Raw genomic sequence first — 12,784 nt, forward strand, 5'->3', positions numbered from 1 at the left:
GACCCGCCGCGCCCCCGGCCGAACGATCGACAGCACCACCGAAAGGAACACCGAGATGTCGCTCTCATCCGCGACCCTTCTCCACGCCGTCAACCTGAGCCCGGACGGTCCGCCGCTGCTGTACGCCGACGCCGGCGCGGACCCGGTCGGCTGGGCCGACCGGCACCGTACGGCGCTGCGGGCCGTCGTCGCCGAGCACGGCTGCGTCCTGGTCCGGGGCCTGGGCCTCGCCGACCCGGCCGGGGCCGAGACCGTCTTCCGGCGGCTCACCGACTCCCTGATGCCCGACCGCGAGCCGTTCGCACCCCGCCGCACCTACGCGGAGGGCGTGTACTCCGCCACCAAGTGGCCGACCGACCAGCCCATGTGCCTGCACCACGAGTCGAGTTACGCGCTGGACTTCCCCGGGCTGCTGCTCTTCGCCTGCCTGGACGCGCCGACCGAGGGCGGTGCGACCCCGGTCGCCGACGCCGAGGCCGTCCTGACCTCGCTGCCCACCACGCTGGTGGACCGCTTCGAGCGCGAGGGCTGGCTGCTGACCCGGACCTACCACGAGGAGATCGGGGCGTCGGTCGCCGAGGCCTTCGGCACCGAGGACCGTACCGTCGTGGAGCGCTACTGCCGGGCCCAGGGCATCGACTTCGCCTGGCAGTCCGACGGTTCGCTGCACACCCGGCAGCACCGCGCCGCCGTGCTCCGCCACCCGGTCACCGGCCGCCGCTGCTGGTTCAACCAGATCGCGTTCCTGAACGAGTGGACGATGGAGCCCGAGGTCCGCGAGTACCTGATCGACGTCTACGGCGCCGACGCGCTGCCCTTCAACACCCGCTTCGGGAACGGCGATCCGGTCGACGCGGACATCGTGTCGGCGATCAACGGGGCCTACGACACACACGTCCGGCGCACGCCGTGGCGCTCCGGGGATCTGCTGCTGGTGGACAACATCCGTACCGCGCACGGCCGGGACCCCTTCGAGGGCCCGCGCGAGGTGCTCGCGGGACTCGGCGACCCGGTACGGCTCACGGACTGCGCGCCGACGGGAGGGGTGAGGGCGGCATGAGCGAATTCACCAGGGACTTCGACACGCCCTCGTTCGCGGTCGTCAGCGGCGAACAGGTCCAACAGGCCCTGGCAGGGCGGGAGTCGGAGATCGGCGAACTCGTCGAGGCCACCTACCGGCTGCACGGCGCGGGCGACTCGGTGAACCCGCCGTCGTACTTCCTGCGCTTCGCGGACCGCCCCTCGTCCCGGATCATCGCGCTGCCCGCGTCGCTGGGCGGGCCGCTGCGGGTGGACGGCCTGAAGTGGATCTCCAGCTTCCCGGGGAACACCGGCTCGGGGCTGCCCAGGGCGTCGGCGGTGCTGATCCTGAACGACCCCGACACCGGCTATCCGTACGCGTGCCTGGAGAGTTCGGTGATCAGCGCGACGCGTACGGCGAGTTCGGCGGCGCTCGCGGCCGAGAAGCTCAGCCAGGGGCGGACGCGTCCACCGCGGGTCGGGTTCGTCGGGACGGGGCTGATCGCCCGCTACATCCACACCCATCTCCGGGCCACCGGCTGGGAGTTCGAGGAGACGGGCGTGTACGACCTGTCCGCGGACAGCGCGGAGGGGTTCCGGGGGTATCTGGAGCGGTCGGGCGCGCAGGGGCGGATCACCGTGCACGACAAGGCCGAAGGCCTCGTCCGTTCCAGCGACTTGCTGGTCTTCGCGACGATCGCCGGCTCGCCGCACATCCACGATCCGGCCTGGTTCGACCACCATCCGCTGGTCCTGCACGTGTCGTTGCGGGATCTCGACCCGGCGATCCTGCTCGCGTCCGCGAACTTCGTGGACGACGTCGAGCACTGCCTGAAGGCCGACACCTCACCGCATCTGGCCGAACAGGCCACCGGGAGCCGGGAGTTCATCGACGGCACGCTGGACGACGTGCTGACCGGGCGGGTGGGCGTACCGGCGGACCGCACGGTGGTGTTCTCGCCCTTCGGCCTGGGGGTGCTGGACCTCGCGGTCGGCAGGTTCGTCCATGACGAAGTGGCTCGACGGGGCGAACTGCGCGTCGTCGACGGGTTCTTCCACGAGCTGCGCCGGTACGGCTGACGGCGATCGTGGCGCACCACAAGGGGGGAAAATCATGGCTGTGATCTCCGATCCCGCGGAGTTCAACGAGGACGAGCTGTACGTCGATCTGCGGGCCTCGCTGGGGCTGCCGCTCTATCTGAAGTGTGAGGGGTTCAACTTCGCCGGCTCGATCAAGATGAAGGCCGCCACCGAGATGGTGGACGCCGCCGAGCGGGAGGGCATCCTGCGGCCCGGCTCGGTGCTGGTCGAGTCGTCGTCCGGGAACCTGGGGGTGGCCCTGAGCGTGATCGCGGCGAGCCGCGGCTACGGGTTCCTCTGTGTGACCGACAGACGGTGCAACCTGCCCACGGTGCGGCTGATGGAGACACTGGGCAGCCGGGTCCACATCATCGACCAGCCGGACGGGCACGGCGGTTTCCTGGGCGCCCGGATCGCGTACGTGCGGGCGCTGTGCGCCTCGGACGAGCGGTACGTGTGGCTCAACCAGTACACCAACCAAGGGAATTGGCGGGCGCACTACCGCACCACGGCACCCGCCATCGCCCGCCGGTTCCCGCAGCTGGACGTGCTGTTCGTGGGGGCCGGTACCACCGGGACCCTGATGGGCTGCGCGCGCTGGTTCTGGCAGTGGCGGCGCCGGGTGCGGATCGTCGCCGTGGACGCCGTCGGCTCGGTGACCTTCGGCGGGGAGGCGGGACCCCGGATGATCCCGGGGCTCGGCACCAGCGTGGGCTCGCCCTTCCTCGACGAGTCGTACATCGACGACGTGATCCATGTCGAGGAGACGGACACCGTCCAGACCTGCCGCCGACTGGCCGCGCGGGGCTTCCTGTTCGGCGGGTCCACCGGCACGGTCGTCAGCGGGGCGGGGCAGTGGCTGGCCCGGAACGGCTGGCCCGACCGACGGCACGGCCCGACCGCCGTGGCGATCGCCCCCGACCTGGGCGAGCGCTATCTGGACACCGTGTACCGCACGGGCTGGCTGGAGGAGGAGGCGGCCGGGACCGAGATACTGGCGGCCATGTCCCAGTCGGCCTGACGGCGGCGGCGGTGGCCGTTTCACCGCGGAGATCCGGACCACCGCCGTCCGCACGGGTAGGTTCCAGCCATGGCACGCACCACCCACTCCGTGACGAACCAGCCTCCCCCACTGGTCGGGTACGACGTCTTCGCCGCCGACCACGTCCTGACCTCGGCGGTCGGGCGGCACACTCCGCCCGAACTCCTCACCGAGGTACGGGACGACCTCTCCGCCCTGGGCCGCGCCGCCGGTTCGGCCCAGGTGCAGGAGTGGGGTGCGCAGGCCAACGACAACCCCCCGGGCCTGCGCACCCATGACCGTTTCGGCAACCGGATCGACGAGGTCGAGTTCCATCCGGCCTGGCACCGGCTGCTCGGCAAGGGCGTGGCGGCGGGACTGACCGCCGCCTGGAACCGCCCCGCAGGACATGTGCGGCGGGCCGCCGGTTTCCTGGTCTGGACCCAGGTCGAGGCCGGGAACGGCTGCCCGCTGTCGATGACCCACGCGGCGGTGCCCGCCCTGCGCGCCGACCCCGCGCTCGCCGCCGAGTGGGAGCCCCGGCTGACGTCCATGGTCTACGACCGTGAGCTGCGGCCCGCCCATCTCAAGGCCGGGGCGGTCTTCGGGATGGGCATGACGGAGAAGCAGGGCGGCAGCGACGTCCGCGCCAACACGACGGCCGCGCTACCGCTTTCCGAGGACGGGACGTACGAGCTGACCGGCCACAAGTGGTTCTGCTCGGCGCCCATGTCCGACGGTTTCCTGGTGCTGGCGCAGGCGCCCGGCGGACTCACCTGCTTCCTCGTGCCACGCGTGCTGGCGGACGGCACCCGCAACGTGTTCCTCCTCCAGCGCCTCAAGGACAAGCTGGGCAACCGGTCGAACGCCTCCGCCGAGGTCGAGTTCGACGGGACCTGGGCGCGCCGGGTCGGGGACGAGGGGGACGGGGTGCGGACCATCATCGGGATGGTCGCGGCGACCCGGCTCGACTGTGTGCTCGGCTCGGCGGGACTGATGCGGCAGGCCGTCGCGCAGGCCGTCCACCACACCGCCCACCGCGAGGCGTTCGGCGGCAGGCTCCTCGACAAGCCGCTGATGCGCAACGTCCTCGCCGACCTCGCCCTGGAGTCGGAGGCCGCCACCACGCTCGGGCTCCGACTCGCCGCCGCCTACGACGACGGCGGTGAACAGGAGCTGGCGTTCCTGCGGTTGGCGGTCCCGGCCGCCAAGTACTGGGTGACCAAACGCTGTTCGACGGTCGCGGTCGAGGCGGCCGAGTGCCTGGGCGGCAACGGATACGTGGAGGAGTCCGGACTCCCGCGCCTGGTACGGGAGTCACCGCTCAACTCGGTCTGGGAGGGCGCCGGGAACATCCAGGCCCTGGATGTACTGCGGGCGTTGCGGCGCGAACCGCGGGCACTGAACGCCTTCCTGATCGAGGTCGGCAAGGTGCGCGGCGCCGATCACCGGCTGGACGGCGCCATGAAGAACCTGCTCGTCGAACTCGCCGACCTGGACGGCGTCGAGGGCCGCGCCCGGCGCCTGGTCGAGCGGATCGCCCTCGTACTCCAGGGGGCGCTGCTCGTCCAACACGCGCCGCCGGAGGTCGCCGACGCGTTCTGCGCCTCCCGGCTGGGCGGCGACTGGGGTGCCGGCTTCGGCACCCTGCCGCCGAGCCTGGACCTGGCGTCGATCGTGGAACGCGCCCGGCCGACGGCCTGAACGGCACCGGCACAACGCGAGGGTGGTGCTGCGCCGACACGGCACCACCCTCGCAGCGTGGGACAAGTTTCAGACACCGTACGGCCGTTCACCAGGGTTGCAGAGGGTTGCAACTTGGTGGCCACTGTGTTCGGAGTGTCTCCCTCCGTCACCGCGGGGCGGCACTATGAGAACAACAGTCGATACGGGACCGGAGAGAAGGACCCATGGTGAATCCGCCGGCCGCCCCGACACAGCAGGCCACCGCCGACGCGGCGCGGACGGCACGGATGCTCGGCGACGCCCGGCACACCACGCTCTCCGGGCAGCGCGCCCGCACCCCTCCGCGCCCGGTGATCGAGGAGTCCTGGGAGCGCGCGTTACGCGGCGGGACCCACCCCGACCACGATCTGCGCACCGGACTGCTCTCCCGCGAGGAGGTCGAACGGCGGCGCGGCACAAGCCCGTTGCGGCACGTCCTGCCGGTGCTGCGGGAGGGCCTGGTGTCGGTCGCGGACGCCGCCCACCACATCGTGGTGATCGCGGACGGCGAGGGCCGGGCGCTGTGGCGCGAGGGCAGCACGGCCGTGCTGCGCAAGGCCGACGAGGTCGGCATCGAGGTCGGCACCGACTGGCGCGAGGACGTCATCGGCCCGAACGGCGTGGGCACCCCGGCGGTCGTACGGCGGCCCGTGCAGGTCTTCGCCGCCGAGCATCTCTCGCGCGCGCTGGCCGCGTTCACCTGCGCGGGCGCCCCGATCACCGACCCCAGGGACGGCCGGCTGATCGGTGTCGTCGACGTGAGCGGTCCGCTGGAGACCATGCATCCAGCCACCCTCGCCTGGGTCGACTCGGTGGCGAAACTCGCCGAGGCCAGGCTTCGCGAACTGCACATGACCTCGCTGGAGCGGCTGCGCGCGGTGGCGGCGCCGATCCTGCCCCGGCTCGGCGGCCAGGCCCTGGTGGTGGACCGGGACGGCTGGACCGCCGCGGTCACCGGAATGCCGTACGTGAAGCGGATCGCGTTGCCCAAGTCGCTCTCGGCGGGCCGTCGTTGGCTGCCCTCGCTCGGGCTGTGCTCGCTGGAGCCGCTGGCCGGGGGCTGGTTGGTGCGGGCCGACGACGAACCCGGGCCGCGCGCCGCCACCCGGATCGTCCTCGACCTCGCGCTGCCGCGCCGCTGGTCGGTGACGGTCTCCGGCTGCGCCGGCTCCTGGACCCATGAACTCAGCCCCCGGCACGCCGAGTTGCTCTACCTCCTGGCCCTGCACCGCACCGGCCGCAGCGCGGCGGGCCTGGCCGAGGACATGTTCGGCGACCCGGGCCGCACGGTGACCGTCCGCGCCGAGATGTCCCGGGTACGGCGCTACCTCGGGGCGTTCCTTGAGCACCGGCCGTACCGCTTCTGCGAGGACGCGGAGGTCGAGGTGCTGCTGCCGGAGGACCCGCGGGAGTTGCTGCCGTACTCGACGGCACCGGCGGTGACCAAGGGGCGGAGGCCGGTCCCGACGTCGTAGCGGACAGGTGGCGCAAAAGACACGTCGGGCGGCATCTTCCGCATAATTGCAGGGTCTTGCCCATGGGGCGGCTCCGACTGCCGTAGCATCCCTCTACGGGCCACCCCACCTGCTCCCTGGTCAACGCACGGATCACCAGGCGCAGTTGGCTCGCCTCGGGAGGACACTTATGGGTGCACGTGGGCGACATCGCCGGCGCAAGCGGGGCAGGGCGCTGCGTGCGGCGCTGGCCGGGGCCGCACTCGGCCTGACCGCCGCCGCGACGATGATCAGTGCCTCGCAGGCGACGGTGAGTTCCGATCCCGGGGCGCTGAAGCCGCTCACCTCGGCTTCCGAACTGGGGAAGTTGGAGCTGCGGGAGACGCTGGAGCCGCAGCGGTCACTGGACCGGCTGGCCTCCGCGATGGGACGTCCGGTGGGCGTCGACACCGTGCTGAAGAGCGCCGACCACACCCTGCGTGACGCCGCCGACTGCACGACGGACGAGAAGGCTGCGCTGCCCGTCGAACCGGCGGCGACCCGCGCGTACTGCTGGGACAGCGGCGACGCGGCCGACCCCGCGTGGACCCCGCGCTCGGTGACGACCTCGGGCGACGCCGACGAGGACGGCTGGTGGGGCTCGAACCGGGTGATCCTCTCCGGCTGGAGCGAGAACAGCGGCGGCCTGGCCAAGGTCGCCTTCGTGAACGCGAACGACCCCGACCGGCTCACCTACACCTGGGCCCTCCTCGCCGTACCGACCGACGGCGGGCGCGACTACCGCGGGCTCGTCTCCAAGGTCTCCGGCATGGTCTGGTACCAGGACAAGCTGCTGGTCACCACCACCAGCGGGACCCGCGACGCCCTGTACGTGTACGACATGAACCGCGTCCAGCGCGCCACGGTGACGGCCTCCGCGGTCGGCCGGGTGCGCGAGGGCTGGTCGGCCGCCGGGTACCGGTATGTGCTGCCCGCGATCGGGTCGTACCGGCTGACCGGTGACAGCTCCGCCACGGGTCCGGTCGGCCTCTCGCTGGACCGCGGCACGGTGCCGGACAGTCTGGTCGCCAGTGGCGGGAAGCGGCTGTGGCGCTATCCGTTCAGCCTGGATCCGGCGCGGCCGGGGCTGCTGGCCACCGACTCGGCGAGGCACGCGGTGCCCGAGGAGGCGTACGCGACGAAGGTCCCCGGCGTCGGGGGCGTGCTCGCGTACGGGTCCGCCTGGTATCTGGGCGGCGCGGCCGGGGAGCGGAGCGGGCACGGCTCGCTGTGGCGGCAGGACGCGAAGGACGCGCGGGCCACCGAGTGCGGGGCCGACGAGACGCACCAGTGCTGGAGCGCCGGGACCGACTCCCTCTCCTACTGGCAGGAAACGGGCGAGGTCTGGTCGGTCTCCGGCCGGATGCTGTTCGCGCTGCCGCTGACCTCGATCGACCGCTCCCTCCACTGATCCACTGATCGACAGATCACCCGGCCGGATGATTCCCTGACGGGCATGACGAACACCCCCGTGACCACCTGGTCCCTGGAGCAGACCGATCCGCGCGACCTCCTCCCGGCCATCACGCCGGACGGAGACGTGCGGATCGTCCGCTCCGAGGTGCCCTCCCCCGAGTTCAGCCGCTTTCTGTACGCGTCCGTGGGCGGGGACATCCTCTGGATCGACCGGCTCGGCTGGACGTTCGCGCGGTGGCAGGAGCACCTGGACCGGCCGGGCACGGAGACCTGGGTCGTGTACGACCGGGGCACGCCGGCCGGGTTCCTGGAACTGGACCCGCAGGACGACGGCGTCGTCGAGATCGCCTACTTCGGACTGCTCCCCGCCTTCCGCGGCCGACGCCTCGGCGGCCACCTCCTCTCCTACGGCACCGCCCGCGCCTGGGACCTCGCGGACCGCTGGCCGGGGCGGGCGCCCACCGAGCGGGTCTGGGTACATACGTGCAGCCTGGACGGGGTGCACGCGATGGACAACTACCAGCGCCGGGGCTTCAAGCTCTTCGACACGCAGGTCGAGGAAGTGACGCTGGTGCCCACGCCGGGCCCGTGGCCGGGGGCCTACCCGGTCTGACCTGCGCCGACAAGACCGCGCGCACGTCATGTGACTGATGACACCCTCGTCTCACATAGCGGGACCAGGGTGTCCGCATGACGGACGAAGCTGGACTCTGTCCAGATCGCCGTGACACGCTTCCGTCATGTCTGGAACTGGGATTGCCTTGGTGAGTCGGCGGCACGTCGACCTCGGCCGCATGTCCAGCGCCATCTGTCCGGCGGGCTAGCCGAGCCGCAAGCCCCCGGAATTCCCGTATCTGCCCCACCCTGCGCAAAGACGCGCACGTATGCCCGCATGCGCCCGTACGCGCAGGTCAGAGCCGATCACCCGCCTGTCCCGGAGGACGTAGAACCATGGCCGCCACCCCCGAGAACCCTGCATCCGCAGCGCCCCGCCGCAAGGTGAGCCGTCACCGCGGTGAGGGTCAGTGGGCCGCCGGACACTTCACCCCCCTCAACGGCAACGAGCAGTTCAAGAAGGACGACGACGGTCTCAATGTGCGGACACGCATTGAGACGATCTACTCCAAGCGCGGCTTCGACTCCATCGACCCGAACGACCTGCGCGGCCGTATGCGCTGGTGGGGGCTGTACACCCAGCGCAAGCCCGGGATCGACGGCGGCAAGACCGCGATCCTGGAGCCGGAGGAGCTGGACGACAAGTACTTCATGCTGCGCGTCCGGATCGACGGCGGCCGGCTGACCACGGACCAGCTGCGGGTGATCGGCGAGATCTCGCAGGAGTTCGCGCGCGGCACGGCCGACCTCACCGACCGGCAGAACGTGCAGTACCACTGGATCCGCATCGAGGACGTGCCCGAGATCTGGAACCGCCTGGAGGCGGTCGGTCTCTCCACCACCGAGGCCTGCGGCGACACGCCCCGCACGATCCTCGGCTCGCCCGTCGCGGGCATCGCCGAGGACGAGATCATCGACGGCAGCTCGGCCATCGACGAGATCCACCGCCTCTACATCGGCACCAAGGAATTCTCCAACCTCCCGCGCAAGTTCAAGACGGCGATCTCCGGCTCCCCGCTCCTCGATGTCGCGCACGAGATCAACGACATCGCGTTCGTCGGCGTCAACCACCCCGAGCACGGCCCCGGTTTCGACCTGTGGGTCGGCGGCGGCCTGTCCACCAACCCGAAGATCGGCGTCCGGCTCGGCGCCTGGGTCCCGCTGGACGAGGTCCCGGACGTGTGGGCCGGCGTGATCGGCATCTTCCGCGACTACGGCTATCGGCGCCTTCGTACGAGGGCCCGCCTGAAGTTCCTCGTCGCCGACTGGGGCCAGGAGAAGTTCCGCCAGGTCCTGGAGGACGAGTACCTCAAGCGCAAGCTCGTCGACGGCCCCGCCCCCGCGCAGCCGGTCCAGCGCTGGCGCGACCACGTCGGCGTCCACCGCCAGCAGGACGGCCTGTTCTACGTCGGTTTCGCGCCGCGTGTCGGCCGCGTCGACGGCACCACGCTCACGAAGATCGCCGAGCTGGCGCAGGCACACGGTTCGGGCCGACTGCGCACGACGGTCGAGCAGAAGATGATCGTGCTCGACGTGGCGGAAGACCGGATCGACTCGCTGGTGGAGGGCCTGGAGGCGCTGGGCCTCACCGCGAAGCCCTCGCCCTTCCGGCGCGGCACGATGGCCTGCACCGGCATCGAGTACTGCAAGCTCGCGATCGTCGAGACCAAGCAGCGCGGCATCACGCTCATCGACGAACTGGAGCGCCGCATCCCGGAGTTCGACGAGCCGATCACCATCAACATCAACGGCTGCCCGAACGCCTGCGCCCGTATCCAGGTCGCGGACATCGGTCTCAAGGGCCAGTTGGTCCTGGACGACAAGGGCGAGCAGGTCGAGGGCTTCCAGGTGCACCTGGGCGGCGCCCTCGGTCTGGAGGCCGGCTTCGGCCGCAAGGTCCGTGGCCTGAAGGTCACTTCGGAGGAACTCCCGGACTACGTCGAGCGGGTGCTCACCCGGTTCCAGCAGGAGCGCGAGGACGGCGAGCGCTTCGCCGCCTGGGCGACGCGCGCCAGCGAGGAGTCACTGACGTGAGCGAGCGCGCCGCCCCCTTCTACTGCCCCTACTGCGGTGACGAGGACCTGCGTCCCAACGAGCAGGGCCATGGCGCATGGGAATGCGCGGCATGCAATCGGGCCTTTCAGCTGAAGTTCCTCGGGCTCCTCGCCCGGGGTCTCCAGCAGACCGAAGCAGGGGAAGGCAAGATATGACGACGACTCAGAAAGCGCGCCCCACCGACGACTTGAAAGCCCTCGCCGAGCAGGCGGGCCTCGACCTGGAGGACGCCTCCGCGCTGGAGATCCTCCAGTGGGCGGTCAAGACGTTCGGCAAGCAGTTCTGTGTGACCTCCTCGATGGAGGACGCGGTGGTCGCCCACCTCGCCTCCCGCGCGATGCCCGGTGTCGACGTGGTGTTCCTCGACACCGGCTACCACTTCCCCGAGACCATCGGCACCCGTGACGCGGTCGAGGCCGTGATGGACGTCAACGTCATCACCCTCACCCCGCGTCAGACGGTCGCCGAGCAGGACGCCGAGTACGGACCCCAACTGCACGACCGCGACCCGGACTTGTGCTGCAAGCTGCGCAAGGTCCAGCCGCTGGAGCAGGGCCTCACCAAGTACGCGGCCTGGGCGACCGGACTGCGCCGCGACGAGTCCCCGACCCGGGCGAACACCCCGGTCGTCGGCTGGGACGAGAAGCGCCGGAAGGTCAAGATCTCGCCCATCGCCCGCTGGACCCAGGACGACGTGGACGCGTACGTCGCCGAACACGGCGTCCTCACCAACCCGTTGCTGATGGACGGCTACGCGTCCGTCGGCTGCGCCCCCTGCACCCGCCGGGTCCTCGCGGGCGAGGACGCGCGCGCCGGCCGCTGGGCGGGACGCGGGAAGACCGAGTGCGGGCTGCACGAATGACCATCACCGAGAAGGAGTCGCACGTGACGACCGGAGCCACCGTCTGGCTCACGGGTCTGCCGAGTGCCGGCAAGACCACCATCGCGTACGAGCTGGCAGGCCGGCTACGCGAGGAGGGCCACCTCGTCGAGGTGCTCGACGGCGACGAGATCCGCGAGTTCATCTCGGCGGGCCTCGGCTTCTCCCGCGAGGACCGGCACACCAACGTGCAGCGCATCGGCTTCCTGGCCGAACTGCTCGCCCGCAACGGTGTGTTGGCGCTCGTCCCGGTCATCGCGCCGTACACCGACAGCCGCGAGGCCGTCCGCAAGCGGCACCAGGAGAGCGGCGCCGCCTATGTCGAGGTGCATGTGGCGACCCCGGTCGACGTGTGCTCCGTACGCGATGTGAAGGGTCTCTACGCCAAGCAGGCCGCCGGTGAACTGACCGGGCTCACCGGGGTCGACGACCCGTACGAGGAGCCCGAGTCGCCCGACCTGCGGATCGAGTCGCAGCACCAGACCGTGCAGGAGTCGGCGGCGGCACTCCACGCGCTGCTCACCGAGAGGGGACTGGCATGACGGCGACCGTCGCCAAGACCGACGAGGGTACGGACACGCCGTACGCCCTCTCGCACCTGGACGCCCTTGAGTCCGAGGCCGTGCACATCTTCCGCGAGGTGGCGGGTGAGTTCGAGCGGCCGGTGATTCTGTTCTCCGGCGGCAAGGACTCCATCGTCATGCTCCACCTGGCGCTGAAGGCGTTCGCGCCCGCACCGGTGCCCTTCTCGCTGCTGCATGTGGACACCGGACACAACTTCCCCGAGGTCCTTGAGTACCGCGACCACACGGTCGAAAAGCACGGGCTGCGGCTCCATGTGGCCTCCGTACAGGACTACATCGACCGCGGTGTGCTGCGCGAACGTCCCGACGGGACCCGTAATCCGCTCCAGACGCTGCCGTTGACCGAGAAGATCCAGGCCGAGAAGTTCGACGCGGTCTTCGGCGGCGGGCGTCGGGACGAGGAGAAGGCGCGGGCGAAGGAGCGGGTGTTCAGCCTCCGGGACGAGTTCTCGCAATGGGACCCGCGCAGGCAGCGGCCCGAGCTGTGGAACCTCTACAACGGGCGGCACGCACCCGGCGAGCACGTCCGCGTGTTCCCGCTGTCGAACTGGACCGAGCTGGACGTCTGGCAGTACATCGCCCGCGAGGGCATCGAGCTGCCCGACATCTACTTCGCGCACGAGCGTGAGGTGTTCGCGCGTGGTGGCATGTGGCTGACCGCCGGTGAGTGGGGCGGGCCGAAGGCGGACGAGACCGTGGAGAAGCGGCTCATCCGGTACCGGACCGTCGGTGACATGTCGTGCACCGGTGCCGTCGACTCCGACGCGGTGACGCTGGAGCAGGTCATCACCGAGATCGCCGCCTCCCGGCTGACCGAGCGGGGCGCCACGCGTGCCGACGACAAGCTGTCCGAGGCCGCGATGGAAGACCGCAAGCGCGAGGGGTACTTCTAACC

At 70.8% G+C, this 12,784-nt stretch carries 13 protein-coding genes; all 13 read left to right on the top strand.

All coding sequences use genetic code 11. The features are described 5' to 3' along the window. Positions 1-55 precede the first annotated feature (55 nt). The 13 genes from ACWIHT_RS09880 (at position 56) to cysD (ending at position 12,782) form a co-directional block, all read left to right on the top strand. On the top strand, positions 56-1,060 hold the full coding sequence (locus ACWIHT_RS09880) for a TauD/TfdA family dioxygenase (RefSeq protein WP_456166310.1): 1,005 nt from the start codon (positions 56-58) through the stop codon (positions 1,058-1,060). Continuing rightward, a complete protein-coding gene (gene sbnB, locus ACWIHT_RS09885; protein WP_456166312.1) occupies positions 1,057-2,100 on the top strand; it encodes a 2,3-diaminopropionate biosynthesis protein SbnB in 1,044 nt (347 codons plus the stop codon). Before ACWIHT_RS09880 ends, sbnB begins: the two co-directional genes overlap by 4 nt. A 34-nt stretch (positions 2,101-2,134) precedes the next feature. Then, the gene (gene sbnA, locus ACWIHT_RS09890; protein WP_456166314.1) at positions 2,135-3,121 is read left to right on the top strand and encodes a 2,3-diaminopropionate biosynthesis protein SbnA; all 987 of its coding nucleotides are present in this window, start codon (positions 2,135-2,137) and stop codon (positions 3,119-3,121) included. Positions 3,122-3,190: 69 nt separating this feature from the next. After that, entirely contained in the window at positions 3,191-4,825 is a 1,635-nt protein-coding gene (locus tag ACWIHT_RS09895; RefSeq protein WP_456166316.1) for an acyl-CoA dehydrogenase family protein, read from the top strand. Positions 4,826-5,031: 206 nt separating this feature from the next. Beyond that, the gene (locus ACWIHT_RS09900; protein WP_456166318.1) at positions 5,032-6,321 is read left to right on the top strand and encodes a GAF domain-containing protein; all 1,290 of its coding nucleotides are present in this window, start codon (positions 5,032-5,034) and stop codon (positions 6,319-6,321) included. Between the two features lie 169 nt (positions 6,322-6,490). After that, positions 6,491-7,750: a hypothetical protein gene (locus ACWIHT_RS09905; protein WP_456166320.1), complete on the top strand. Its 1,260-nt coding sequence runs from the start codon at positions 6,491-6,493 to the stop codon at positions 7,748-7,750. A gap of 45 nt (positions 7,751-7,795) precedes the next feature. After that, on the top strand, positions 7,796-8,368 hold the full coding sequence (locus ACWIHT_RS09910) for a GNAT family N-acetyltransferase (RefSeq protein ID WP_456166322.1): 573 nt from the start codon (positions 7,796-7,798) through the stop codon (positions 8,366-8,368). Positions 8,369-8,495: 127 nt separating this feature from the next. Further along, positions 8,496-8,579 carry a putative leader peptide gene (locus ACWIHT_RS09915; RefSeq protein ID WP_309500612.1) on the top strand — a complete coding sequence of 28 codons (84 nt, stop codon included), beginning with the start codon at positions 8,496-8,498 and terminating at the stop codon, positions 8,577-8,579. Between the two features lie 127 nt (positions 8,580-8,706). Next, positions 8,707-10,404 carry a nitrite/sulfite reductase gene (locus ACWIHT_RS09920; RefSeq protein WP_456166324.1) on the top strand — a complete coding sequence of 566 codons (1,698 nt, stop codon included), beginning with the start codon at positions 8,707-8,709 and terminating at the stop codon, positions 10,402-10,404. Continuing rightward, the gene (locus tag ACWIHT_RS09925; protein ID WP_456166326.1) at positions 10,401-10,580 is read left to right on the top strand and encodes a hypothetical protein; all 180 of its coding nucleotides are present in this window, start codon (positions 10,401-10,403) and stop codon (positions 10,578-10,580) included. The genes ACWIHT_RS09920 and ACWIHT_RS09925 overlap by 4 nt, the downstream gene beginning before the upstream one ends. Next, the gene (locus tag ACWIHT_RS09930; protein WP_456166328.1) at positions 10,577-11,287 is read left to right on the top strand and encodes a phosphoadenylyl-sulfate reductase; all 711 of its coding nucleotides are present in this window, start codon (positions 10,577-10,579) and stop codon (positions 11,285-11,287) included. The genes ACWIHT_RS09925 and ACWIHT_RS09930 overlap by 4 nt, the downstream gene beginning before the upstream one ends. After that, the gene (gene cysC / locus ACWIHT_RS09935) at positions 11,284-11,847 is read left to right on the top strand and encodes an adenylyl-sulfate kinase (RefSeq protein WP_366493065.1); all 564 of its coding nucleotides are present in this window, start codon (positions 11,284-11,286) and stop codon (positions 11,845-11,847) included. Before ACWIHT_RS09930 ends, cysC begins: the two co-directional genes overlap by 4 nt. Further along, positions 11,844-12,782: a sulfate adenylyltransferase subunit CysD gene (gene cysD, locus ACWIHT_RS09940; protein ID WP_456166330.1), complete on the top strand. Its 939-nt coding sequence runs from the start codon at positions 11,844-11,846 to the stop codon at positions 12,780-12,782. Before cysC ends, cysD begins: the two co-directional genes overlap by 4 nt. The last annotated feature ends 2 nt before the right edge of the window (positions 12,783-12,784 follow it).

The organism is Streptomyces sp. NPDC002276 (assembly GCF_053891435.1).

What these genes read in the sequence shown, in the direction of transcription:
- ACWIHT_RS09905 (WP_456166320.1), top strand. Translation starts at nt 6,491, where the DNA reads ATGGGTGCACGTGGGCGACATCGCCGGCGCAAGCGGGGCAGGGCGCTG.
- ACWIHT_RS09895 (WP_456166316.1), top strand. Translation starts at nt 3,191, where the DNA reads ATGGCACGCACCACCCACTCCGTGACGAACCAGCCTCCCCCACTGGTC.
- ACWIHT_RS09920 (WP_456166324.1), top strand. Translation starts at nt 8,707, where the DNA reads ATGGCCGCCACCCCCGAGAACCCTGCATCCGCAGCGCCCCGCCGCAAG.
- cysC (WP_366493065.1), top strand. Translation starts at nt 11,284, where the DNA reads ATGACCATCACCGAGAAGGAGTCGCACGTGACGACCGGAGCCACCGTC.
- ACWIHT_RS09880 (WP_456166310.1), top strand. Translation starts at nt 56, where the DNA reads ATGTCGCTCTCATCCGCGACCCTTCTCCACGCCGTCAACCTGAGCCCG.
- ACWIHT_RS09930 (WP_456166328.1), top strand. Translation starts at nt 10,577, where the DNA reads ATGACGACGACTCAGAAAGCGCGCCCCACCGACGACTTGAAAGCCCTC.
- ACWIHT_RS09915 (WP_309500612.1), top strand. Translation starts at nt 8,496, where the DNA reads ATGTCTGGAACTGGGATTGCCTTGGTGAGTCGGCGGCACGTCGACCTC.
- sbnA (WP_456166314.1), top strand. Translation starts at nt 2,135, where the DNA reads ATGGCTGTGATCTCCGATCCCGCGGAGTTCAACGAGGACGAGCTGTAC.
- sbnB (WP_456166312.1), top strand. Translation starts at nt 1,057, where the DNA reads ATGAGCGAATTCACCAGGGACTTCGACACGCCCTCGTTCGCGGTCGTC.
- ACWIHT_RS09910 (WP_456166322.1), top strand. Translation starts at nt 7,796, where the DNA reads ATGACGAACACCCCCGTGACCACCTGGTCCCTGGAGCAGACCGATCCG.
- ACWIHT_RS09900 (WP_456166318.1), top strand. Translation starts at nt 5,032, where the DNA reads ATGGTGAATCCGCCGGCCGCCCCGACACAGCAGGCCACCGCCGACGCG.
- cysD (WP_456166330.1), top strand. Translation starts at nt 11,844, where the DNA reads ATGACGGCGACCGTCGCCAAGACCGACGAGGGTACGGACACGCCGTAC.